Genomic DNA, 22,891 nt, shown 5'->3' with positions numbered 1-22,891 from the left:
CCTCCGCCCCTCGCGGACGGCTGGGTCGGCCGGGAGATCGGACGGGGTCGGCCCGTGAGATCGGACGGCTGGGTCGGTCGGCCCATGAGGTCGGACGGCTGGGTCGGCCCGTGAGGTCCGTACGGTCCGTGCGGAGAGCGCGAGCGACCGCCACACCCCGCTCCGAAGACGCGGGCTCGTCCGCGCAGAAGCGCCGTCCGCGGGGGTTCAGTGGCCGCGTGGGGCGGCTTCCGCGGCTGCCCGGACGGTTGGGCCGGGGGCCGTTCTCCGGGGCGGTGGGCGGCCGTGGAGCCGGTGCGTCAGGTCGGTGTCCCGAGCCGGTTTCCGGCCCGTCTCAGGGGTTGAGCACGATTCAAGCCGTCCTGGTGCGAGCGGATAGGCTTCCACACGTGCGGGAACAGATCAGCTCAGCGTCGAAAGTCGTTGTCAAGGTCGGCTCCTCCTCGCTCACCACCCCTCAGGGAACGATCGACGTCGATAGGGTCGATGCCCTGGTGGACGTGCTGGCGGCGCGGCGCCGGGCCGGGACGCAGATCGTCCTGGTCTCCTCCGGAGCGATCGCGGCGGGCCTCGGCCCGCTCGGGCTGAGCACGCGACCGCGCGACCTCGCCACCCAGCAGGCCGCCGCATCCGTCGGCCAGGGCGTGCTGGTGGCCCGCTACACCTCTTCCTTCGCCCGCTACTCGCTGCGCGTCGGCCAGGTGCTGCTGACCGCCGACGACATGATGCGCCGCGCGCACCACGCCAACGCCCAGCGCACCCTCAACCGGCTGCTGGAGCTCGGCATCGTGCCCATCATCAACGAGAACGACACGGTGGCCACGGACGAGATCCGCTTCGGCGACAACGACCGGCTGGCGGCGCTGGTGACGCATCTCATCCACGCCGACGCGCTCATTCTGCTGTCGGACGTCGACGCGCTCTACGACGGCCCGCCGAGCCGCAGCGGTTCGCGCCGGCTGGCCGAGATCCGCGGCCCCGAGGACCTCGTCGGGGTCGAGCTGGGCAAGAACGGCGCGTCCGTCGGCACCGGCGGCATGGTGACCAAGGTGCAGGCGGCCAGGATCGCCACCGGAGCCGGCGTGCCCGTGGTGCTGACCGCGGCCGCCCACGCGGCCCAGGCGCTGGCCGGCGCCGACGTCGGCACCTACTTCCACCCCGACGGCCGCCACCCGGGCACGCGGCTGCTGTGGCTCGCCCACGCCACCACCGGGCGCGGCCGGCTCCACCTCGACCAGGGCGCCGTCGAGGCCATCGTGGGCCGCCGCAAGTCGCTGCTGCCCGCCGGGGTGACCTCGGTGGAGGGCGACTTCGCCGCGGGCGATCCCGTGGACCTGTGCGCCCCGCACGGCGGCGTGGTGGCCCGCGGGCTGGTGAACTTCGACGCCGCCGAGATCCCCGGCTTGCTCGGGCGTTCGACCAAGGAACTCGCGAGCACGCTGGGCCCCGAATACGAACGCGAGCTGATCCACCGCGACGACATGGTCATACTGGAATCCCACAACTGAACGTTCCAACGAGGAGCACGCGATGTCCGAAGAGTTCCTGAGCGTCGCCCGCGCGGCACGAGAGGCCGCCGCCGAGCTGGCCCCGCTGCCGCGGGCGCCCAAGGACCGGGCGTTGCGCGCCCTCGCCGACGCCCTGATCGCCCACGCCGCCGAGCTGGTCGCGGCCAACGCCGAGGACGTCGAGCGGGCCAAGGCCCAGGGCACATCCGAGGCGATGATCGACCGGCTCCGGCTCGACGAGGCCAGGATCGCCGCCATCGCCGAGGCCGTACGCCAGGTGGCCGATCTGCCCGACCCGGTCGGCGAGGTGGTGCGCGGCTCGACCCTGCCCAACGGTCTCGAGCTGCGCCAGATCAGGGTGCCGCTGGGCGTGATCGGCATCATCTACGAGGGCCGCCCCAACGTCACCGTCGACGCCGCCGCGCTCTGCCTCAAGAGCGGCAACGCCGTGCTGCTGCGCGGCTCGTCCAGCGCCTACTCCTCCAACACCGCGCTCGTCCGCGTCATGCAGGAGGCGCTGGAGGGCACCGAGGTGCCGGCCGGGGCCGTCCAGCTCGTGCCGGGACGAAGCCGCGACTCGGTCAAGGAGCTGATGCGGGCCCGCGGCCTGGTCGACGTGCTGATCCCGCGAGGCGGCGCGTCCCTGATCAACTCGGTGGTCGAGGAGTCCACGGTGCCGGTGATCGAGACCGGCGTCGGCAACTGCCACGTCTACGTCGACGCCGAGGCCGACGTCGACCTGGCCGTGCAGATCCTGGTCAACGCCAAGGCGCAGCGGCCGTCGGTGTGCAACGCCGCCGAGACGTTCCTCGTCCACGAGGACATCGCCGACGCGTTCGTGCCCAAGGCGCTGGCGGCGCTGCGCGAGGCCGGCGTGACCGTCCACGGCGACGAGCGGATCGCCGCCTACGACCCGCAGGTCGTGCCCGCGACCGAGGACGACTTCACCGCCGAATACCTCTCGCTCGACATCGCCGCCGCCGTGGTCGGCTCGCTGGAGGAGGCCGTGGCCCACATCAGGCGCTACGGCTCCGCCCACACCGATGCCATCGTCACCCGGTCGCAGCGGGCCGCCCGGCGGTTCGTCGCGCTCGTCGACTCGGCCGCCGTGGCGGTCAACGCCTCCACCAGGTTCACCGACGGCGGCGAGTTCGGGTTCGGCGCCGAGATCGGCATCTCCACCCAGAAGCTGCACGCGCGCGGCCCGATGGGCCTGCCCGAGCTCACCTCGACCAAGTGGGTCTACACGGGCGAAGGACATCTGCGCACGTCAGAGGGCACGGTGGTGGCCGGTTAGTCGGCGTGTCGGCCTGACCGGCGCGGGTGGCGTCGCTTGACTGGGGCACATGGAAATCGTCGTCGCCCTCGCCTTCTCCGCTGCGGTGCTGTTCGGCGCGGACCGGCTCATGCTGTGGCTGGAGCGCCGAGGTCACGTCAACTGGCGCGGGAAAGGGCGCAGGCGGCTGTCGGACGAGCCTGTCACGCGGCTCGACAGCATGCTCTCCGACCACACACGCCGATAAACCTTCGGCGTGCCTCAAGCGGTGACAGCGGCACCGGCGCTAGGGTTGTGTCCCTTATGGGCGCGCCGGGCGGGGAGGGACGGTGAGCAAGCTCGGCAAGGTCGGGCCGTACAGCCTGGTCGAGCGGCTCGGCCGGGGTGGCATGGGCGAGGTGTATCTCGCGACCACCCGCCGCGGCGAGCGAGTCGCGCTCAAGGTCCTGCACGACCTAGCCGAAGACGAGACCTCGCGCATCCGATTGGAGCGCGAGGTCCGAGCGCTGCGCAGGGTCGAGAGCCCGTACGTCGCCAAAGTGCTCGACGCGGACCTCGACGGCGCGCGGCCGTACCTGGTGATGGAGCACATCGAGGGCGACACGCTGCTGGAGCGCGTCCGCAAGGAGGGCCCGCTCGACGTCTCCGAGCTGGTCGAGCTCGCGCAGGGCATCGCCGCCGCGCTGGCGATCATCCATGCGGCCGGCGTCGTGCACCGCGACCTCAAGCCGGGCAACATCATCATGGGCGCGCGCGGCCCGGTGCTCATCGACTTCGGCATCGCCCAGGTGCTCGACGCGACGCGGCTGACCATGACCGGTACGTTCCTCGGCACGCCCGGCTACACCGCGCCGGAGATCTTCGCCGACGAGCAGGTCGACTCGCCCGCCGACGTGCACGCCTGGGCCGCGACGGTGGCGTTCGCGGCGACGGGGCGGCCGACGTTCGGGCGGGGCACGGCCGAGGCGCAGATGTACGCGGTGCTCAACGGCCAGGCCGACCTCAAGGGCGTGCCGGTGGAGCTGTTGCCGCTGATACGGGCGGCGCTCAACAGGGAGCCCGGTAAGCGGCCCACGGCGGCTCTGCTGGCCGATCGGCTGTCCAGGCTGGCCAAGGCCACGAGCGCGGCTGAGAGCGAGCCTCAGGCGGCCTCAGGGCGCGTTGCCGACGCTGCGGAGGAGTCCGGCAAGGGTACGGCCGCGCGCGGCAGGGCGGCGCCGGATGAGGCCGCGACGCCGCGCGGCGAGGCCAGAGCGAGGAGCCGGCCCAATGTGCCCGCCGAGGGCAAGGTGCCGCCGCCGCGCAGCCGGGGCGGCCGGGCCGTGCCGGAGAGCGGGCGTCCCGGGCGTGCTCTGCCGGAAGGCGGGCGTGCCGGGCGGGTCGTGCCCGAGAGCGGCCGGGCCGGGAGCCGGGCGGTGCCCGACGGCAAGGGGCAGGCGCTCGCGCGCAGCCGGGCCGAGGGCAAGGTGCCGCCGCCGCGCGGACGTACCGGCGGGGACGGCAAGACCACCGGGCCCAGGGCCAAGGTCACCGCGTCGCGGCAGCGTACGGCGGCGGCCGTCAGGAGCAGGACGGCCACGCAGGACCGGCGCAAGACCGCCGGGCTGCGCGAGACGCACACCACGCTGCCCGCGGGCAACGGCGCGCTGCTGCTGCTCGCGGTGCTGGCCGTGCCGTGCGTGGTGGTGTCGGTGATCTGGCCGATCGCCTCGATCGCCATCACGACGCTGTTCGTGGTGCTGACCAGGACCCTGTGGATGAGCCACTGGATGGTCTGGAAGCGCAGCTCCCGGCGCATGCGGGTGCTGCTGCGGGTGCTGCTCTTCCCCGTCGCGCTGGCCGGGGCGGCCTCGTCGGCGGTCGTGTGGCCTGGCGTGCCCGTCGCGGTGGCGGCGGGCGGTGCGCTGTGGGCGACCGGCGGCGGTGAGATCACGCCCGATTGGTGGCAGGAGGCCGCGCCCGTGACCGTGGCCGGGGTGGTGTTCGGGATGCTCTGCGGCGGGATCACCGGGCGCGAGATCGAGCGGGTCGGGCAGCGGCTGCCCGAGCTGCGCAGGGAAGGGCTGCGCGCGCTGGCCGTGCTGGGCGGGTTCGTCGCGCTGTGCGCGGCCGCCGTACGCGCCATCGCCCTGCTGCTCTGACCCTCGGCTCGCCGCCTTCTCGCCGCGGGGTCCCGTGCGCCTGCGGCTCGCCGGTGAGGCTCATGGTGGCCCGCCGCTACGGGCGGCGGGCCGGCGCGGCCGATCAGGCGGATCCGCCGCGCGGAGGCGGTGTCGTACTCAGCGGTGTCGTACGCACCTGGGGCGGTGCAGTGCTCAGTCGCGGCGGGCGAAGCGGTTGAAGATGCGCTCGCCCGCGTTGACCGCGCCCTCGGCGACGTCGCGTAGCACGCCGATGAACGGGTCCTGCGACTGCTGCCAGGAGGCGCGGTAGGACTCCGCCGCCGCCTTGATCTCGTCGGTGACCCTCGCACTGGCGTCGTCCTCCCGACGGGGGTAGTCGCCGCCGATGATCCGGTCGTACTCGCCGCTGCGCTGCCACTTGTCCAGCTCCGCCACGCGCACCACCGCGAACGGGTGGGTCGTGCCGAGCAGGTTGAGCACCTTGAGGAAGCCGTCGCGAAGGTCGCCCGCGGTGTCGTACTCCTGGAACTGCTCCAGGAACGCCTCGATGTTCATCTCGTGGGTGTAGTCACCGCCCGCGAGCTTCATCAGCGCGCGCTTGGCCGACTCGGGGTTCTGCCCCACGAGCAGGCCGCCGCGGTCGGACGACAGCTCGGACTTGCGGTACCACTCCTCCAGGCCCGCGACGATCGCCCGCAGGCCGATGTAGCCGAGCGGGATCCAGGCGACGCGGGTGGCGAGGCGGGTGAGGATGTCGAGCATCGTCCGGTAGACCGCGTGCCCCGACAGGATGTGGGAGGTCTCGTGGCCGATGACGAAGCGCTGCTCCTCCTCGTTCATGAGGTTGAGCAGACCGGTGGTCACGACGATGAACGGGTCGTCGAAGCCGATCGCCTTCGCCTGCACCTGCGGGTCCTGCTGAACGTAGATCTCCGGGATCCGGTGCAGGTCGAGGGTGTAGGCGGCGTCGCGGCCCATGTCGTAGAGGGAGCGGAACTGGGTCTCGCTCACTCGTACGGCCGACGCGAGGTACATCAAGCGGAGCCGGCGCTCACTGACGAGGCCGGACATCTGCTTGAGAACGGTATCGAACCCACTCAACTTGCGCAGAGCGACCAGGGCGGACCGGTCTGCGGGGTGTTCGTAGGCTCGGGACGAGATGCCTGGCAGTTGGACGCGATTGCGGTCCGGGGTGGTCGTCATGCCCGGCATGCTACGTCCGCAACGGAAGTGATGCGCGGTCATCCTGAAGGGGGGTGCCGTCGAGTTGTCCGGAAGCGTCCGCGTAAGGTCCGTTTCATGATGAATGCGCCTGGTGTGCAGGGGAAGCGGCGAGTAGGTGTGATGGGTGGGACGTTCGACCCCATCCACCACGGGCACCTCGTCGCCGCCAGCGAGGTGGCTCACCACTTCCAGCTCGACGAGGTGGTCTTCGTGCCGACGGGCCGGCCGTACCAGAAGTCGGAGCGGGAGGTGTCGGCGCCCGAGGACCGCTACCTGATGACGGTCATCGCGACCGCCTCGAACCCGCGCTTCTCCGTCAGCCGGGTGGACATCGACCGTCCGGGACCGACGTTCACGATCGACACTTTGCGCGATATCTCGAAAATTTACGGTCCTGAGGTCGAACTGTTCTTCATCACCGGCGCCGACGCGCTCGGCGCCATCCTCGGCTGGCAGAGCGCCGACGAGTTGTTCCAGCTCGCCCATTTCGTCGGCTGTACGCGCCCCGGGCACACCTTGCACGACCCCGGCCTGCCGGAGGGCCGGGTGACGCTGCTGGAGATCCCCGCGCTGGCCATCTCGTCGTCCGAGTGCCGGCAGCGCGTCGCCAAGGGCGAACCGATCTGGTATCTGGTGCCCGACGGAATCGTGCAGTACATCAACAAGCGAGGGCTGTATCGCTCGGCCGGATGAGCCTGCTCAGGGCGTCCTCGTGGCGTAGGTGAGGGGTTTCGGCCCGGAAGGGTACCCTCAACATAAGGGCATGCTGCCGACACAGGAGGACAGACCCGCATCGTGACCGCATCTGACAAGGCCGTCCAGCTCGTGCGCATCGCCGCGGAGGCCGCGGCCGACAAGCTGGCCGATGACATTCTGGCCTACGACGTGAGCGAACAGCTCGTCATCACCGACGCCTTCCTGCTCTGCTCCGCCACCAACGACCGCCAGGTTCGCGCCATCGTCGACGAGATCGAGGAGCGGCTGCGCACCGAGGCCGACGCCAAGCCCGTACGCCGCGAAGGCGAGCGTGAAGGGCGGTGGGTGCTGCTCGACTACATCGACATCGTCGTGCACGTACAGCACGAAGAGGACCGCACGTTCTACGCCCTCGAGCGCCTGTGGAAGGACTGCCCGGCCATCACGCTGCCGGAGAGCGTCATGCAGGCCAATCTCCAGCGGGCGCGCGCGTGACCGACCGACACGACCTGGCGCCTCGCGCCGATTGCGAGCGGTCCGCATGAGCAGAAGGATCGTGTGCCTGCGTCACGGACAGACCCTGTGGAACGTCGAGCAGCGTTTCCAGGGCCACTCCGACATCCCCCTCGACGAGACCGGCATGGCGCAGGCCGAGCGTGCGGCCTCGCTGCTGGCCGCACTGCGGCCCACCATGATCGTCTCCTCCGACCTCCAGCGGGCCAACGACACCGCGCAGGCCCTGGGCAGGCTCGTCGGCCTCGACGTGGCGATCGACAAGGACTTCCGCGAACGGGGCGGCGGCGAATGGGAGGGGCTGACCCGGGAGGAGATCGCCGCCCGGTGGCCCGAGGAGTACGCCGCCTGGGAGGCTCCGGGCGGAGAGCCCGTCACCGAGGTCGCCACCAGGGTCGCCAATGCGATGCGGCGCTGGGCGGCCCGCCTCGACGACGACGGGCTGCTCGTCGTCGCCTCCCACGGCGCCGCCCTGCGGCTGGGCATCTGCGAGCTGCTCGGGCTGCCCGAGCAGCTCTGGCCGGCGATCGGCGGGCTGGGCAACTGCTCCTGGTCCGTGCTGCAGGAAGGGCGGCGCGGGTGGCGGCTGCTCGAGCACAACGCCGGCACGCTGCCCGAGCCGGTGCGCAGCGACGACAAGCCGGAAGCGGAGGTCTGACCACCTGCCCGGGTGCGGTCCCGGCCTGTAGGTCTGCCTCCCTCCCGCCGGGTGCGGCCTGTGTGAACGGGCTGTACCCGGCTTTTCGCATGCCCGGGCATGGCGCCGGAGTGGCGGGTGAGGTCTGCCGGGGTGACTGGGACGGTTGCGATTAGGTGAATCGGGGCGGTTGGCTATATGCTCTCGGAGCGCCGCAACGGGTGGACTCGGAGCGGTGACCAGGGGCTATAGCGCAGTTGGTAGCGCGCCTCCATGGCATGGAGGAGGTCTGGGGTTCGAATCCCCATAGCTCCACGTTCGAAAGCCTTGCCCCGCTGATCGCCGGGCAAGGTTTTTTGCTGTGCGGGGCGCTCCGAGCAGCGGGACATCGTGCGCGCGGCGCCGCCGGACGGAGCGGTGCCGCGGCGCCCGTGAGCATGGGAAAAGGCCGGGCGCTGAGCCCGGCCTTGAGGGGAGGAACGGGTCAGTGCTGGGCCGCCTCGCGGTGTGCGGCGCGGCTCGCAGGGACGGCGGTGAGGCTGAGGACCACCGTGACCACCCCGACGACCCAGGACGTCCAGGACGCCCCCTGGCCCTCGGTGTACGTGATGGCCCACGGAGCGACGAACAGCAGCACACCCCACAGGGCGTTGAGCCATTCCGTCGCCACGGTGCCCGGCTTCGCCAGGGAGACGAGCGAGGTGAGCGCGATGAGGACACCCAGGACGATCAGTGAAGCGGCGGCACCCGAAGCGCCGTCGACCCAGATCGGGGAGAGTGCCGCGTAGATGCCGGCGACCAGGGTGACCCAGTCCTGCCAGCGTGACCATGCCTTCATGAGAACCTCCGCCATCGGCGTTTGTACTCGGCTGGCCTTTTCGGTCAGTCGATCGCTGCAACCCGGCGGGGGTGGCAGCGATTCCACTGTGCTATGTGACCTTTTCCACAGTGTACGTCCCGGCACGTGAGGTGTAGCGGGGCGTTCGGCGGCACTTCGGCAGGGCCGGGCGGGGGCCTTCGCGCCGGCTCGATCACCGGCGGTTGTAGCGGGCGGCAAGCTCGTATGTCGTCGTCGCCATCCGCTCGCGTAACTCCGGCGGCGACAGGACCTCGGCGTCGGTGCCCAGGCGCAGGAACTCGCACACCGCGTGCTCGATCGACTCGATCGGCACCGTCACCTGCGTCCAGCCCTCCTCGTCGGGCGCTGAGGCGCTCTCTCTGGCCGCCGCCACCACGCCGGGCGTCATCAGGTCGGCCAGGCGTTCGACGCCGCGCGGCGACAGCCGTACGATCGCCTCGCCCCAGCGCAGCCGGGCCTCGAACTCGGCGAGATACCCCTGCCAGTACGCCTGCAGATCGAAATCCTCCGGCCGGGCGAACCCGCCGGGCAGCGTGTGCAGGTCGAGGATCTGCGAGACGCGGTACGTGCGGACGTGCTCGCCGGAGCGCGCCACCAGGTACCACCGTCCGGCCTTGATGACCAGCCCGTACGGCTCCAGCCGCCGCTCCACCTCCTGAGGCGCCCGCCAGCGGCGGTAGCGGACCTGGAGGGGACGCTCGTTCCAGACGGCGTCGGCCACGGCCGGCAGGTGGGTGACCGGCTCGGGGTCCCGGTACCAGGTGGGCGCGTCGAGGAGGAAGCGTTCCTGGATGCGTCCGGCGCGGTCGCGCAGCTCCACCGGCAGCGCGGCCATCAGCTTGAGCTGCGCCGCCGCCACCACCGCCCCGAGCCCCAGTTCGGCGGCGGGGCCGGGCAGCCCGGCGAGGAACAGCGACTCGGCCTCGTCGGCGGTCAGACCGGTCAGGCGGGTGCGATAGCCGTCCAGGAGCCGGTATCCCCCTTTGGGGCCCGCGTCGCCGTAAAGGGGGATACCGGCCGCGTGGAGGGACTCGACGTCGCGGTAGATGGTGCGTACGGACACCTCAAGCCGCTCCGCCAGCTCCTGCGCGGTCATCCGGCCCCGTGTCTGCAACAGCAACAGGATGGAGACCAAGCGGGAGGCACGCACATCGCTGACACTACCTGTCAGTGACCCGGTCTTACCGTGCCGCGCATGAACGACTTCGACTTCCTCGCCGGCCGCTGGAACGTCCTCAGCCGCCGCCTCATCAAGCCTCTGTCGGGAAGCGGCGCATGGGAGGAGTTCCCCGGTTTCTCGGTGGCCACCCGGCACTTCGGCGGCGCGGCCAGCGTCGATGAGATCGAGTTCCCGACCAAGGGGTTCAGCGGGATGACCGTGCGGCTGTACGACGTGCGGGCCGGGCAATGGGCCATCTACTGGGCGAACAGCGCCACGGGGCGGCTGGACACCTCGGCCATGGTGGGCGGGTTCGACGGGGACCGCGGGAAGTTCCACGGCGAGGAGACCGTGGCGGGGCGGCGGGTGCGGTGCAGGTTCGTCTGGACGGTGATGGGCCCCGGCGCGGCCCGGTGGGAGCAGGCGTTCTCCGATGACGGAGGGCGTACGTGGGAGACGAACTGGACGATGGACTTCAGCCGGGCGTGACCGCCTGCGTCGCGGCGGGGAGCGGGCGCGTGGTCGCGTCGGCGTTGCTGCGTGCCCACAGGACGGCGGCGACGGCCCCGGCGGCGATCAGCAGGACGAGCCCGCCTGCCACGATCACCCACCACCAGGCGGACCTGGGCGGCTTGGCCTCGTAGACGGGCACGTCGGGGAGCAGGTCGGGGGTGTACGGGAGCCGCTGCGTATGGGGCGACTCCGCCGAGCCCTGGGGGAGCGGAGCCGGGCGCGGGAAGCGGTGCCTGATCGTCCGGTCGGGGTCGGCGCCGGGAGCGGAGCCGGAATCGAGGTTGATGGTGGGCTCGAAGTCGGGGGTGCGATCGGAAGCGGGGTCAGGGCCGGGGGTGTGTTCGGGAGCGGAGTCGGGGGCGGGCTCGTGCGGGCCGGGCTGCTCTCGCGTCATGATCCCCTCAGACGAGCTGCGTGATAGGGATTTACGCCGACATTGTCACACTTCTCCCGGCTGTGTCGTCCAGCCTGCATGACATCTGTACTCGTCACAGGAGGCAGCGGGCGGCTCGGCCGCGCGGTGCTGGAGAAGCTGGTCGCGGCCGGGTACGACGTGCGGGCCGTGAGCCGGTCACGCAGGGCCGGCGCAGGAGGCGTGCGATGGGTGGTGGCGGACCTGACGACCGGGCATGGCCTGGCCGAGGCCGTGTCGGGGGCCGACGTCGTCCTGCACCTGGCCTCGGCGCCGTACAAGGGGCGCTACACCCGGCGGGTGGAGCTCGACGGCACGGCGGCGCTGCTCGCGGCGGCGCGCGAGGCCGGGGTGCGGCATCTCGTCTACGTCTCGATCGTGGGCGTGGATCGGGTGCCGTGGGGATATTTCCGTACGAAGGTACGCGCTGAGCGGCTCGTCCGGGACGGCGGCGTGCCCTGGAGCATCGTGCGGGCCACCCAGTTTCACGAGTTCGTGGCCGAGGCGTTCCAGGGGATGGCCAGGTTCGGCGTCATGGTCGTCGATCCGGGCGTCCCGGCTCAGCCGGTGGACGTACGCGACCTGGCCGGGCACCTGGCCGGGGTGGTCGCCCGCGGGCCCGCCGGTGCGATCGAGGAGTACGGCGGGCCCCAGACCCTCACCATGGAGGAGGCCGTACGGCGGTGGCTGCGGGTGCGCGGGCTGCGGCGGCCGGTGCTGCGGGTACGCGTCCCCGGCGCGCTCGGCCGTGCCTTCCGCGCCGGTCACCTCGTCACCGAGGCGGCCCCTGCGGGCGCTATCACCTGGGACGACTACCTGGCCGGGCGCTCCAGCGGGGATCGTCCCGGCAAGGTCTGAGGTCGGCTCCTGCGTCCATTTGCCGTGCCGGTCGCGTGCTACTGCTCGGAGGGAGGCTGGTAGCCCTGGGACGGCGGCTGCCAGCCCTGCTGCGGCGGCTGTCCACCGGGTTGGGCCTGCTGGCCGGGCTGCTGCGGTGCCCAGCCGGGCTGTGCCTGCCCACCGTGCCCGCCGGGCTGGGACCATCCGGGATCGGGCTGGTGGCCGGGCTGCGGCCAACCGTGCTGACCCTGGTCGGGCTGCGGCCAGCCGGGTTGACCGTGCTGGGCGTGGTGGCCGGGCTGGGTGGGCCAGGTCTGCGGCTGCCCGGCGGCGGCCGGTTGCGGGGTGCGGCGGGCGACCACGCCGAAGATCAGTAAAGATATGCCGACCGCCTGCGCCAGGGTCCCGAGCCCGGTGCCCACCGGCAGGACGATCTCGTACGCCGTGCGCCCGAGCTTGTCGATCAGCGTGCTCATGGAGAAGGAGACACCGACCTGGCCGATGAACCCGACGAGGAGCACGACGCACCCCGCGATACCGAGGTTCGCGCCGCGACCGTGGTCCTTCTTGCGCACCGCCAGCAGGATGATCCCCCCGACGAAGACGATGACCATGAGCAGCGCGTTGATGATGTTGATGACGAGGTTCAGCATGCCCATCCGGTGAAGACTCCCATGGGGGGACGAAAGGTGACCTGACGACGCTACGTGGCTCGGCGGAGATCTTCCACCGCACGTGTGATCGAGTCGAGGTCGTGGCTGCCCTCGTACCGTACGCCGTTGATGAAGAGCGTGGGCGTGCCGCGCACGCCGCTCGCCTGCCCCGACTCCTCGTCCACCGCGATCCTGGCGACGTGGCGCGGTACGTCGGCCCAGGGCTCGACGCCGAGCTGGGCGGCGTAGCGCTCAAGGTCGGCGTCGGTGAGGAAGCGCTGGTTGGAGTAGAGGATGTCGTGCATCTCCCAGAACCGGCCCTGGTCGGCGGCGGCCTCGGCGACGATGGCGGCGGGGGCGGCGCGGGGGTGCAGGGTGCGCAGCGGGAAGTGCCGGAAGACCATGCGCACATCGGGGTTCTGCCGCAGGACCTCCTCCAGGATGGGCTGGAGGCGGCCGCAGTAGGGGCATTCGAAGTCGGCGTACTCGACGATCGTCACCTTGGCGCTGGCGGGCCCGCGTACATGGTCGCCCCGCCCCACGGGCACGGCCAGCGTCTTCGGCAGGTCCTGCGACGGCTCGGCGTCGGGCGGGGCGCACACGCCGCCACGGTTCCACGCCAGCCGGAAGATCACCCAGCCGAGCGCGGCCGACAGCAGCGAACCCGCCAGGATGCCGATCTTCGCCTGGTCGTGCAGCGCCGGGTCGTCGAAGGCGAGGTCCACGATGAACAGCGCGACCGTGAACCCGATGCCGGACACGGCGGCCCCGCCGAGCACCTGGCCCCAGACGAGGTTGCCGGGCAGGATGCCCCACTTGAGCCGCAGCGGCAGCCAGGTGCCGAGCGCGATGCCGGCGAACTTGCCGACCAGCAGGCCCAGCGCGACGCCGATGGCGATGGGCGAGGTCACGGCGGCGCTCAGAGTCTCGCCGTCGAGCCGCACGCCGGCGTTGGCCAGCGCGAAGACGGGCACGATGACGTAGCTGCTCCACGGGTGCAGGCGGAGCTGTAGCCGCTCGTTCACCGAGACGGCCCGCTGGACGCGCCGCGCGGCCTCCCTGGCGGCGGCCGCGCTCGGCGCGACCGTGAACCCCTGCACGGCCTCCCCGGCCAGCAGCAGCTTGTGGTCGGTGGGGGCGTAGACGAAGACGAGCATGCCGAGCGCGATGCCGACGAGCGTGGGGTGCACGCCGCTCTCCAGCGTGGCCAGCCACAGCGCGAACCCCAGCACGATGTACGCGGGCGCCCGCCAGATCTTCAGCCACCGCAGCGTGACGATGGCCGCGAGCACCAGCGCGGCGATGATCAGGGCGGGCACCGACAGCTCGGCGGTGTAGAAGATCGCGATGATCATGATCGCGAGCACGTCGTCCACGATCGCCAGCGTCAGCAGGAAGGCCCGCAGCGGCTCGGGACACCGGGCCCCGACCACGGCCAGCACGCCCAGTACGAACGCGGTGTCGGTGGCGATCGGCACGCCCCATCCGCCGGCGCCGGGCCCGCCCGCGTTGAACAGCAGGTAGACCGCGGCGGGGACGAGCATGCCGCCGAACGCCGCCACCGCCGGTACCGCGATCAGCCGCCGGTCCCTGAGCTGCCCGAGCCGCACCTCGTAGGAGACCTCGAGGCCGATGAGGAAGAAGAAGAGCGTCATCAGCCCGTCGTTGACCCAGTGGCGCAGGTCGAGGCTGAGCTGGGCGTCGCCGAACGACAGGCCGACCGGCGTGTGCCAGAACGCCTCGTAGGTGTCGCCCCACGGCGAGTTGGCCCAGAGCAGGGCCAGCACGGTGGCGACGAGCAGCACGCTGGTGCTGCCCGCCTCGGTCCGCAGGAACGACCGCAGCATCTCCCATCCCCCCTCGCAGCGATCCTAGGCGGGAGGGATGCGTGGCAGAACGCCGCCTCCAGGAGGGACGCGAGTGACGCTAGCCGGTCTCGAAGAACAGGTGGAAGGCGGCGTCGCGGGCGAGCAGGAAGCCGACGATCGCCAGCGCCCAGCTCAGCATCGACCCGGAGTGCTTGGCCAGCCAGGCACGCAGCCGTTCGAGCTTCGGCTCGAGCCGGGCTCCGGCCGCCGCGCGCAGCACCATGAAGGCCAGCGCGGGCAGGATCATCACCAGCACGTACGCCGCCAGCACCGGCAGCCACTGTGCCGCCCGCAGTCCGGCGCTCGTCATGATCCCGACCGCGCCGAGGTACGGCAGCATCGTGGCCACCTCGACCGCCCCGGCCGTCAGCCCGAGCAGCACCATCGTGCGCGGCCCGCCCACCTTGGGGGTGAACGTGCGCTCCGGCAGCCCGCGCTTCGCCCGCCGCTTGGGGTCGAAGCGGAAGCTCAGCGCGAACAGCACGACACCGATCGCGAGCTGCACCGCGTAGGCGGCCCGGCTCTGCAGCGCGCCGCCGAACGCGTCCATGGCGGCCCCGGCTCCCAGCATGAGCGCCACCCCGACCAGGAAGTAGAAGCCCGCCACGGTGGCCAGGTAGGTGAGCAGCCGGCCGCCGCGTCCCCGTTCCGTGGTCAGCAGCAGGAAGACGGGGATGCCGAGGGTGCCGAAGCTCGTGCTGTCGATCAGCGCCAGAGCCGCGAGCGTGAGCAGCAGCGCGACGGTCATGAAGCGATGATGCCGACCGAGGCTTCCCGGCCGCCTCCTCCGGCGGGCTGAACCCGGCGTACATCCTTATGCTCATCCCCTCCGGAGGTGGCCCGGAGGAGCTGGCGGTGGCCCGGAGGAACCGGAGGGGGCCAGAGGAACCGGAGGAGGCCCGGAAGAGCCGGCGAGGCCCGGAGGAGCCGGAGGTGGCCCGGAGGAGGGCCAGGGGCCGGAGGAGCCGGAGGAGGCGCGGGCGTCAGAGGTTGCGCAGGTAGGCCAAGGAAGGCGCGAAGAAGTACTCGCCGCCCTTCATCGTGACGGTCTGCGCCACCTGCGACTGCGGAACGGACGTCTCCGGCTTGCCCCAGACCTTGGGGAAGCTCACCTCGATGTCACGCTCGCCCTGCCCGATGACCGGGTCGTGGCCGGTCGCCGGCATCTCGAAGTCGGGGTTGTTGGCCCAGGTCTGCTGCATGAACTCGAACTGGCCGAGCAGGCTCGAGTTGAACGCCATGAACAGCAGGCCGACCTCGCCGCTCGGGCGCTCCTCCGGCGGGGAGTCGTCCCACGGGTCGTCGGTGCGCTCGCCGTACGTCTGCCCGCGCCGCGCCATGCCCACCTCGCGCCCGAACGAGCGCGGGTTCGTCTTCCTGACGTGCCCCGAGAACGGGCACTTGGAGCCGTCGTCGGCGTCGAACGTGAAGTCGTTGACGACGGGACCTCCGGCCGGCCTGGGCTTCAGCGTCAGCGGGGTGCCGTCCTTGAAGCGGCCGACGAGCATGGCGCCCGCCCGCTCGCGGTCGGCGCCCTGCAGGCCGAGGCCGTCGGCCAGGTCGCGCTCGATCTCCTTGAACGCCCGCACGTTCTGCTCCAGCTTCCTGAACACCAGGTAGCTGCCGTGGTGGCGGGTGGGGTCGGGCGCGAACGGGTCGGGCACGAGCACGTTGCCCAGCGGGAACGCCGGATCCCAGTGCTTCCTCGGCTCCTTGTCCACCTCGTCGGCGAGGAACAGCGGCTGGCTGCGGCCGTCGACGTAGCCGAAGTGCTCGATGCCGTCGCCCGCCAGGTTGCGCATGCCCTGACCGCGCTCCTCGCCCAGCAGCCTGGCGCTCTCGGGCAGGTCGTCGATGATCTCCTGGCGCAGCCGATCGACCGGGGCGCGCTCGGCGTCGCCGATGAGGATGACGGCGTGGATCTCCCGCTGGTAGGTGCGCTCCCACTCCTCGACGGGCGGATCGTTGACGATGGCGACGCGCCGCTTCATGCCGTCGCGGAAGACCGGGTCGCCGAACCTGCGCACCTCTTCGGCCGAGTGGCCGAGGTCGCGGTAGCCGGCCTTGCTGATGCCGACTCCGACGTACGGGGTGCCGGGCCAGCGGCAGGCCGCGAAATCGCGCACCTCCTCAAGGTGGTGGCGGGCCGACTTCATTTTGGTGGTGGCCAGGCGGCGCAGAAACGCCCGCCCTTCGGCCACGTCGTTGAAACGGACGAACAGCACGGACATGTGCTCGCGTACGTGGGCACGCAGGATGTTCGGCTGCAGATTGTCCAGCATGGCCTTGGTGTCGGCGTCGAGCGAGGCCGAATCCCAGGCGAGAGGTCGTTCATTGTCAAGGTCGACAGGCATGCCGCTGTCCCTTTCCCCGTTCACCCGATCACATGAAATCGGACCCCCTGCGCGTTGAGGGAGGAAAGGGCGGCGGAAATCCCCCGGTATTCAACGCGTCCAACCATGACGACTGTCGACGGCCCGGGAAAGTTTCCGGCTCAACGGGATCGCTGCATTTCCCGATGCGGGCTACGCCGCCGGGCGTATCCGGGCCGCCTCCCTGGGGACGATGGCCGGGCGGCCGCGCGGTGGCAGCGTGGTGGCATGGATGTGCTCCGCCGGCTGCTCGGCCGGCTGTCGGTGCTGTACGTGCTGGTCTTCTTGACGTTCGCGCTGGCGCACGCAGGGGTCGCGATCGGCCCCATCCGCGAGCCGGTGATCGTGCCCGCCGTCATCGTCGAGACGCTGTGCGCCGCCGCCCTCGCCGTAGGCGCGTACGGCGCGCTGGCCGGACGGGCGTGGGCCTGGGACGGCCTCCTCTACGGCCACGCGGCCGCGCTGGGCGGGGTGCTGCTCGGCATCGCGGCCACCACCCTGCGCGGAGGCGGCGGGGACGCGGATGCGCCTAGCGCGTTGCTGCTGACCTATCACGCCACGATGGCGGTCGTGCTGACCGCCGGGCTGGTGGGCGCCTTCTACGTCTCCCGGGCGCGCACGTAGTCACCCTTCCAGGGTGCGCAGGTAGCCGGCTGCCGCTTCGAGGTCGTCCTCGCCGAACACGCGGATGCCCTCGGACTCCAGCAGCGCCGTCGTGACGCCCTGGCCTGGCGTACGCCGCCCGGAAAAACTCCCGTCATAGACGGAGAGCGCACCGCAGGAGGGGCTGCCCTCCTTGAGCACCGCCATCCGGATGCCGTTGGCGCGCGCGACCGCGAGTGCTCCCCGCGCGCCGGCCACGAACGCGGCGGTCACGTCGGCGCCGTCGCTCGTCAGCACGCGTGCCGAGCCCGCGAGGACCGCAGCGCCGCCCAGACCGCCCTCGATCTCGGATGCGGGGCGCGGGACCGGCAGCCCGCCCGCCACCTCGGGGCAGAACGGCACCAGCCGCCCCTCCTCCCGCCACCCGGCGAGCAGGGCGGCCGAGCTGGTCTTGGCGCGGCCGTCGTAACGCACCTTGCGGCCCATCAGGCAGGCGCTGACGAGGATCTTCTCCACGTCTTCGATCCTATGAGCGCGATCGGCACCAGCGAGACCGCGGTCAGGCCCGCCACCACCCAGAACGCGTACGCGAACGGCCGGGCGACGCCCGCCGCGGTGAACGCCTGCAGCGCCATGGTGAGCACGGCGACGCCGAACGGCGCGGCCAGGCGGACGGCGATGGTGCTCAGCGTGGTCGCCGCCGGGATCGCGGAACGCTCCAGCGTCGCGAACGCCGCCGCCATCACCGACGTGGACACCAGCCCGTGCCCGAGCCCGACCAGGAACATCGGCGCGAAACCGCCGCCGAGCAGCGCGAAGGCCACGATGCCCGCCGTCGCCACGACCACGCCCGCCGCGCCGATGCCGCGCCCGCCCTTGCTATCGCCGAACAGCCGCAGGTCCAGCAGCGTGCCCGGCGAGCGCAGGGCTCGTACGACGAACGCCGCCACCAGCGCCAGCCCCGCCGGCAGCACCGGCAGCGCGCCGCCGCCCGGCTCCGACAGCCCGTAGACGACGGCCGCGAGCCCGGGGGAGAGCAGCGCCAGACCGGCCAGGTCGAGCGGCTGCGGGCGGTCGCCGGGCTCGGCGAGCAGCAGCACGAGCGCGGCCAGCCAGACGCGCCGCGCGCCGAACCTGCCCGTCGCCCAGCCGGTGACCGGCACCGTCATGGACAGGGCGAGCAGGTAGGCGGTGACCGTCCACTGGACGGCCGCGTGGCGGCCGAGCTCGGCGCCCGCACGATGACGCTGTACTCGTACATCGAGCGCAAAGAGGACCTTCTCGCGCTGATGGCCGATGAGATCGCCGCCGAGGCCCACGTCGACGAGCCGCTACCGGACGACTGGCGGGAGGCGCTGCTGCTGCTCGCCCGGCGCGAGCGCGACCTGGTGCGCCGCCATCCCTGGCGGGTCGATCTCATCTCCCAGCGCGTCCCCGTCGGTCCCAACGGGCTGCGGCACGTCGAGCAGAAGCCGGCCGCCATCGACCGGCTGGCGGCGAGCGGGGTGGCGGTCGGCCGGCTGACGGCCTGGCGGATCCTCGCGGCGTTCAACGACTACATGACCGGCTTCGTGATCAGGGAGGCGCAGGAGCGCGGTGCGCCCCGCGAGGAGGGGATCAGCGAGGCCGAGCGGGCCGCGCTCGCCGAGCCGTACATCAGGGAGCTGGTCGCGGGCGGCGAGTTCCCCCGGCTCGGGCCGATGATCGAGGAGGGCGTGCAGGGGGCGGACGACAATTTCGAGCGCGGTCTCGGGTGGGTGCTCGACGGCATCGAGGCGCACCTGCGCGGAGGGCCGGAGGGCCGCTCATGAAGCCGACTGCGGGCCGGTCCTGAAGGCGGGCCCTGAGCCGGTCAACGGCCGATCGCGCAGGGGCCGGTCGTCGGCGGGGGCGACGCCCCCGGGCGATAGCCTTACCCCCGATGAACACCACCGTCTCCACGATCGTCATCTCGGGCTCGCTGCTGCTCATGCTGATGAGCCTGATCAACGCGATCCGCAACCGGCCGATGGGCATGGTGCTGCTGGTCGGCTTCGCACTGCTGGAGGTGGCGGTGCTGGTGCAGGCCGGGTTCGTGATCGCCGGAGTGGTGGGCGGCGCGGGACCCGACGACAAGGCCACGCTGTTCGGCTACGTCGGCGGGGAGGTGCTGATCCCGCCCGCGGCGGTGTTCCTCGCGCTGGCCGAGCGCAGCAGGTGGGGCTCGGCGATCCTGGCCGTGGCCGGGTTCGCGATCGCCGTGATGACGGCCAGGCTGCTGCAGATCTGGCAGGGCGTGGCGTGACCGGCTCGATCAGCACCGGCCCCGGGCGCGCGCTGATCGCGGTCTACGGGCTGTTCGCGCTGGCCGCGGGGTCGCGGGCGGGCGTGCAGATCGCCACCAGGTTCTCCGAGGCGCCGCTGGCGTACTCGCTGTCGGCGTTCGCCGCCGCGGTCTACATCCTGCTCACCGTCGCGCTGTGGCGCGGCGCGCGGCGGCTGGCGCTCGTCTCGCTCGGCATCGAGCTGGCCGGGGTGCTCGTCATCGGCACGCTCAGCCTGGTCGATCAGGCGGCTTTTCCCGACGAGACCGTGTGGTCGGCGTACGGCAAGGGTTACCTGTTCATCCCCCTCGTGCTGCCTCTGGTGGGCCTGTACTGGCTGTGGCGCCGGCGTTAACGCCGTCATCGCCTGGGCAGTGGCAGAGCCCATGAGCATGATCGAGCATTCAGAAGACGTCAAGGTCCCCGTACGCGTCGCGTACGACCAGTGGACGCAGTTCGAGAGCTTCCCCGAGTTCATGGAGGGCGTGGAGTCGGTCAAGCAGCTCAGCGACACCCGCACGCGGTGGGTGGCCGACATCGCCGGTGTGAGGCGCGAGTTCGAGGCCGAGATCGCCGAGCGGCACCCCGACGAGCGCGTCGCCTGGCGCAGCGTCGATCGCCCCCACCACGCCGGTGTGGTGACCTTCCACCGCATCGACGACAACACGACCAGGGTCACCCTCCAGATGGAGTACGACCCCGAGGGCTTCGTCGAGACGGCGGGCGACTGGCTGCAGCTCGTCCGCATGCGCGTGATCGGCGACCTCAAGCGGTTCAAGACGTTCATCGAGTCGCGCGGCGGAGAGACCGGCGCGTGGCGCGGCGACGAGCCGGGGCCGCACCAGGAGGGCTCCACGTACGGTGGCGGCGGCCGGCCGGTCCCGCCCGGCACGGTCGGCGGCGACGGCAGGGAGCCCGGCGGCACGCTGCCTCCTCCCGGCCCGATTCCCCTGAACGAGCCGCCCGCAGGCCCGCCCCGGCCGGTGCTCTGACCAAAACGGCGTCTATTCCCCGAGGCCGAAAGAGCGGTGTACATCACATTCGGCGCCCCACTCAAAACTCGCATTTAACGGCGGATAACCTTATTAAGTCCGGATTGGCGCAGGTCAGGGCCTGTGCCGTGCGACCCGAGAGCGCGCGGAGCGAGTAACAGGAACCCTCGGAACCCCTCCGAGGGTTCTTCAACGCCCGGAATAAACGGGGATTTTGTCCCTGTTAGGGTTGGCATTCGTCCCATGATTTGATGAGTGGAGGATTGTCTTCAGTCATGAGCGTGCTCGCGCAAGAGTCCCGTGGCGGTAGCGGCAGCGGCAGCAGCACCCGCCTCGCTTGGCTCCTCGTTCTGGGAATCGTTCTGGCCGCACTCAACCTGCGCACCGGGGTCACCAGTGTCGGTCCGCTGCTCGATCAGCTCGCCGCCGGGCTCGGCATGTCCAGCGCCGGCACCGGCCTGTTGACGACCCTGCCCGTGCTGGCCTTCGCCAGCGTAGGCGCCGTGACCCCGTCGCTCGCCAGGCGGATCGGGGAGCATCGGCTGCTGCTGCTCGCCCTCGTCACCCTGGGCGCGGGACTCCTCGTCAGGTCGCTGGTGGACTCCGCACCGGTGTTCCTGGTGAGCAGCGCCGTCGCGCTGTCGGGCGGCGCCGTGGGCAACGTGCTGATCCCGACGCTGGTCAAGCGCCACTTCCCGGCGCGTACCGGGATCATGACCACTGTGTACACCACCGCACTCGCGGTCGGCACCATGCTGGCCGCCGCCGCGACCGTGCCGATCGAGCGCGCGGTGGGTGACTGGCACGTCGCGCTCGGCGTGTGGGCCGCCCTGGCGCTCATCGCCGCCGTTCCGTGGCTCGCGCTGCTGCGCAACGAGCCGGCGCGGGACGCCAACGCCAAGCACGCGGGCATCGGCCGCCTGGCGCGCAGCAAGCTGGCCTGGATGGTCGCGATCTACTTCGGCAGCCAGTCGATGATCGCCTACATCTTGTTCGGCTGGCTCGCGACCATGCTGACCGACAACGGCTTCAGCACCGCTGAGGCGGGGCTGATCCTCGGCCTCTTCACCGCGCTGAACATCCCCGTCTCGATCGGCGTGCCCATGATCGCCTCGCGCTTCGGCGACCAGCGGCCGCCCATCGTCGGGCTCATCGCCTTCTACGTGGTCGGCTTCCTCGGCCTGTGGTTCGCGCCCTCGGCGGCCTGGGTGTGGGTGGTGTTCGTGGGCATCGGGATGGGCTCCTTCCCGCTGGCGCTGATGCTGCTGGCGCTGCGCACCCGTACGCCGGAGAGCACCGCCGCCCTGTCGGCCTTCGGCCAGAGCGCCGGCTACCTGATCGCCGGTGCCGGTCCGCTGCTGGTCGGCGTGCTGCGGGATGTGACCGACGGCTGGACGGTGCCGTTCGTGCTGATATTCGTCGTGCTCACCGTCCAGCTCCTCACCGGCCTGTACGCGGGCCGCAACCGCTATCTGGAGGACGAGCGCCCCGCTGCCACAATGGCCGGGTGAAATCCACGCTCGTCACCTTTCCCAGCGGCCTGACCAGCGGCCGCTCGCAGATCGTCGGTACCGTGCCGGTCGAAGGTGGTCGGCACGGTCTCGTCGTTTCCGAAACCCCCTTCCATCCGCTCGACCACACCTGGCCCGACCAGCCCGCGGACCGGGGCACGATCGGCGGCCTGCCGGTCGTCGACTGCGTGACAGGAGCGCTCCCCGAGGACGGGGAGATCCTGCTCGGCACCGACATCCCCGTACGGCGCGGCGCCGAGGGCTGGGAGTGGCTGGTCGTGCACGTCACCGACTCGCCGCTGCCCGTGGGCACGGAGGTGGAGCTCGAAGTGGACCGCGAGCACCGTACGGGGCTGTCGGCCGGTCACACCGCCTGCCACCTCGCCGCGCTCGCGCTCAACGCCGCGCTGGCCGGCCGGTGGCGCAAGGAGGCCCGGCCGGATTCGCTCGGCCACCCCGACTTCGACCAGGCCGCCATCACCTCGTCCCGCATCGAGCCGTACGGCAGCGTGGACGTCTACCGCCTCGGCAAGTCGCTGCGCAAGAAGGGGTTCTCCGCCGACGACCTCGACCCGTCGGCCGTCGCGGATGAAGTGAACGAGCGGCTGGCCGGATGGGTGGCGGCGGACGCCCCCGTACGCGTGGAGGTGCCGGGGCCCGAGCTGACCGCCCGGCGCACCTGGCACTGCTCGCTGCCCGACGGCGAGGCGTCGATCCCGTGCGGCGGCACCCACGTCACCCGTACGTCGGAGCTCGGCTCCGTCTCGATCGCGCTCACGCTGGACGACGCGGCGCTCACCATGAAGACGACTGTCAGCATGTGTTGACA

The 22,891-nt window shown here is 71.5% G+C and carries 26 protein-coding genes and 1 tRNA gene; 17 read left to right on the top strand and 10 right to left on the bottom strand.

Annotated features, from left to right (window positions below):
- Positions 1-389 precede the first annotated feature (389 nt).
- From proB to ACFMQL_RS04790, 4 genes are all read left to right on the top strand, one after another.
- Complete coding sequence (gene proB / locus ACFMQL_RS04805; protein WP_364067162.1) at positions 390-1,508, top strand: glutamate 5-kinase; 1,119 nt, start codon at positions 390-392, stop codon at positions 1,506-1,508.
- Positions 1,509-1,530: 22 nt separating this feature from the next.
- Positions 1,531-2,805 carry a glutamate-5-semialdehyde dehydrogenase gene (locus ACFMQL_RS04800; RefSeq protein ID WP_364067161.1) on the top strand — a complete coding sequence of 425 codons (1,275 nt, stop codon included), beginning with the start codon at positions 1,531-1,533 and terminating at the stop codon, positions 2,803-2,805.
- 49 nt (positions 2,806-2,854) lie between these two features.
- Entirely contained in the window at positions 2,855-3,031 is a 177-nt protein-coding gene (locus tag ACFMQL_RS04795) for a hypothetical protein (RefSeq protein WP_364067159.1), read from the top strand.
- A gap of 82 nt (positions 3,032-3,113) precedes the next feature.
- Entirely contained in the window at positions 3,114-4,925 is a 1,812-nt protein-coding gene (locus ACFMQL_RS04790) for a protein kinase (RefSeq protein WP_378784690.1), read from the top strand.
- Between the two features lie 174 nt (positions 4,926-5,099).
- Here the strand turns inward: ACFMQL_RS04790 and ACFMQL_RS04785 are convergent, their stop codons facing one another.
- A complete protein-coding gene (locus ACFMQL_RS04785) occupies positions 5,100-6,119 on the bottom strand; it encodes a M48 family metallopeptidase (protein ID WP_378784688.1) in 1,020 nt (339 codons plus the stop codon).
- An 87-nt stretch (positions 6,120-6,206) separates the two neighbouring features.
- Here ACFMQL_RS04785 and nadD point away from each other — a divergent pair, with 87 nt between their 5' ends.
- The 4 genes from nadD to ACFMQL_RS04765 all read left to right on the top strand — a co-directional run bounded on the left by nadD (position 6,207) and on the right by ACFMQL_RS04765 (position 8,292).
- Positions 6,207-6,824 carry a nicotinate-nucleotide adenylyltransferase gene (gene nadD / locus ACFMQL_RS04780; protein ID WP_364067154.1) on the top strand — a complete coding sequence of 206 codons (618 nt, stop codon included), beginning with the start codon at positions 6,207-6,209 and terminating at the stop codon, positions 6,822-6,824.
- A 102-nt stretch (positions 6,825-6,926) separates the two neighbouring features.
- Positions 6,927-7,322: a ribosome silencing factor gene (gene rsfS / locus ACFMQL_RS04775; protein ID WP_364067152.1), complete on the top strand. Its 396-nt coding sequence runs from the start codon at positions 6,927-6,929 to the stop codon at positions 7,320-7,322.
- A gap of 46 nt (positions 7,323-7,368) precedes the next feature.
- Positions 7,369-7,998, top strand: a complete 630-nt coding sequence (locus ACFMQL_RS04770; protein ID WP_378784687.1) for a histidine phosphatase family protein — start codon at positions 7,369-7,371, stop codon at positions 7,996-7,998.
- 221 nt (positions 7,999-8,219) lie between these two features.
- Positions 8,220-8,292: transfer RNA gene (locus ACFMQL_RS04765), tRNA-Ala, on the top strand.
- A gap of 169 nt (positions 8,293-8,461) precedes the next feature.
- On the opposite strand, the gene ACFMQL_RS04760 is transcribed toward ACFMQL_RS04765, so the two are convergent.
- A complete protein-coding gene (locus ACFMQL_RS04760; RefSeq protein ID WP_364067148.1) occupies positions 8,462-8,815 on the bottom strand; it encodes an SPW repeat protein in 354 nt (117 codons plus the stop codon).
- Between the two features lie 193 nt (positions 8,816-9,008).
- Positions 9,009-9,986 carry a YafY family protein gene (locus tag ACFMQL_RS04755; RefSeq protein WP_364067146.1) on the bottom strand — a complete coding sequence of 326 codons (978 nt, stop codon included), beginning with the start codon at positions 9,984-9,986 and terminating at the stop codon, positions 9,009-9,011.
- Between the two features lie 45 nt (positions 9,987-10,031).
- On the opposite strand from ACFMQL_RS04755, the gene ACFMQL_RS04750 reads away from it, so the two are divergent.
- Positions 10,032-10,484, top strand: coding sequence for a hypothetical protein (locus ACFMQL_RS04750; protein WP_364067144.1), 453 nt, complete (start codon positions 10,032-10,034; stop codon positions 10,482-10,484).
- Here ACFMQL_RS04750 and ACFMQL_RS04745 read toward each other — a convergent pair.
- Positions 10,471-10,902, bottom strand: a complete 432-nt coding sequence (locus tag ACFMQL_RS04745) for a hypothetical protein (protein WP_364067143.1) — start codon at positions 10,900-10,902, stop codon at positions 10,471-10,473. The two genes, ACFMQL_RS04750 and ACFMQL_RS04745, sit on opposite strands and share 14 nt — an antisense overlap.
- A gap of 78 nt (positions 10,903-10,980) precedes the next feature.
- Between ACFMQL_RS04745 and ACFMQL_RS04740 the strand changes: the two genes are divergently transcribed.
- Positions 10,981-11,778, top strand: a complete 798-nt coding sequence (locus ACFMQL_RS04740; RefSeq protein ID WP_364067141.1) for an NAD(P)H-binding protein — start codon at positions 10,981-10,983, stop codon at positions 11,776-11,778.
- Between the two features lie 38 nt (positions 11,779-11,816).
- On the opposite strand, the gene ACFMQL_RS04735 is transcribed toward ACFMQL_RS04740, so the two are convergent.
- From ACFMQL_RS04735 to ACFMQL_RS04720, 4 genes are all read right to left on the bottom strand, one after another.
- Positions 11,817-12,419, bottom strand: a complete 603-nt coding sequence (locus tag ACFMQL_RS04735) for a hypothetical protein (RefSeq protein WP_364067139.1) — start codon at positions 12,417-12,419, stop codon at positions 11,817-11,819.
- 44 nt (positions 12,420-12,463) lie between these two features.
- The gene (nhaA, locus tag ACFMQL_RS04730) at positions 12,464-14,260 is read right to left on the bottom strand and encodes a Na+/H+ antiporter NhaA (protein WP_364067137.1); all 1,797 of its coding nucleotides are present in this window, start codon (positions 14,258-14,260) and stop codon (positions 12,464-12,466) included.
- 79 nt (positions 14,261-14,339) lie between these two features.
- Positions 14,340-15,029: a GAP family protein gene (locus ACFMQL_RS04725; RefSeq protein ID WP_364067135.1), complete on the bottom strand. Its 690-nt coding sequence runs from the start codon at positions 15,027-15,029 to the stop codon at positions 14,340-14,342.
- Between the two features lie 235 nt (positions 15,030-15,264).
- The gene (locus ACFMQL_RS04720; protein WP_378784685.1) at positions 15,265-16,635 is read right to left on the bottom strand and encodes a Dyp-type peroxidase; all 1,371 of its coding nucleotides are present in this window, start codon (positions 16,633-16,635) and stop codon (positions 15,265-15,267) included.
- A 246-nt stretch (positions 16,636-16,881) separates the two neighbouring features.
- Here ACFMQL_RS04720 and ACFMQL_RS04715 point away from each other — a divergent pair, with 246 nt between their 5' ends.
- Positions 16,882-17,277, top strand: a complete 396-nt coding sequence (locus tag ACFMQL_RS04715) for a hypothetical protein (protein WP_364067132.1) — start codon at positions 16,882-16,884, stop codon at positions 17,275-17,277.
- Here the strand turns inward: ACFMQL_RS04715 and ACFMQL_RS04710 are convergent, their stop codons facing one another.
- Together ACFMQL_RS04710 and ACFMQL_RS04705 are read right to left on the bottom strand one after the other, a co-directional pair.
- Complete coding sequence (locus ACFMQL_RS04710) at positions 17,278-17,772, bottom strand: DUF523 domain-containing protein (protein ID WP_364067131.1); 495 nt, start codon at positions 17,770-17,772, stop codon at positions 17,278-17,280.
- Positions 17,742-18,425 carry a hypothetical protein gene (locus ACFMQL_RS04705; RefSeq protein WP_378784684.1) on the bottom strand — a complete coding sequence of 228 codons (684 nt, stop codon included), beginning with the start codon at positions 18,423-18,425 and terminating at the stop codon, positions 17,742-17,744. Before ACFMQL_RS04705 ends, ACFMQL_RS04710 begins: the two co-directional genes overlap by 31 nt.
- 45 nt (positions 18,426-18,470) lie before the next feature.
- On the opposite strand from ACFMQL_RS04705, the gene ACFMQL_RS04700 reads away from it, so the two are divergent.
- From ACFMQL_RS04700 to ACFMQL_RS04675, 6 genes are all read left to right on the top strand, one after another.
- A complete protein-coding gene (locus ACFMQL_RS04700; RefSeq protein ID WP_378784683.1) occupies positions 18,471-19,067 on the top strand; it encodes a TetR/AcrR family transcriptional regulator C-terminal domain-containing protein in 597 nt (198 codons plus the stop codon).
- 110 nt (positions 19,068-19,177) lie between these two features.
- The gene (locus tag ACFMQL_RS04695; RefSeq protein ID WP_364067127.1) at positions 19,178-19,540 is read left to right on the top strand and encodes a hypothetical protein; all 363 of its coding nucleotides are present in this window, start codon (positions 19,178-19,180) and stop codon (positions 19,538-19,540) included.
- Entirely contained in the window at positions 19,537-19,914 is a 378-nt protein-coding gene (locus ACFMQL_RS04690; RefSeq protein ID WP_364067125.1) for a hypothetical protein, read from the top strand. The genes ACFMQL_RS04695 and ACFMQL_RS04690 overlap by 4 nt, the downstream gene beginning before the upstream one ends.
- Positions 19,915-19,945: 31 nt before the next feature.
- Positions 19,946-20,551: an SRPBCC family protein gene (locus tag ACFMQL_RS04685; protein WP_364067124.1), complete on the top strand. Its 606-nt coding sequence runs from the start codon at positions 19,946-19,948 to the stop codon at positions 20,549-20,551.
- A 275-nt stretch (positions 20,552-20,826) separates the two neighbouring features.
- The gene (locus ACFMQL_RS04680; protein WP_364067122.1) at positions 20,827-22,062 is read left to right on the top strand and encodes an MFS transporter; all 1,236 of its coding nucleotides are present in this window, start codon (positions 20,827-20,829) and stop codon (positions 22,060-22,062) included.
- Positions 22,059-22,889, top strand: coding sequence for a metal-dependent hydrolase (locus tag ACFMQL_RS04675; RefSeq protein WP_364067120.1), 831 nt, complete (start codon positions 22,059-22,061; stop codon positions 22,887-22,889). Before ACFMQL_RS04680 ends, ACFMQL_RS04675 begins: the two co-directional genes overlap by 4 nt.
- The last annotated feature ends 2 nt before the right edge of the window (positions 22,890-22,891 follow it).

It is taken from the genome of Nonomuraea fastidiosa (assembly GCF_042751225.1).
GTDB lineage: Bacteria > Actinomycetota > Actinomycetes > Streptosporangiales > Streptosporangiaceae > Nonomuraea > Nonomuraea fastidiosa.
This window is presented reverse-complemented; position numbering and strand designations above follow the sequence as displayed.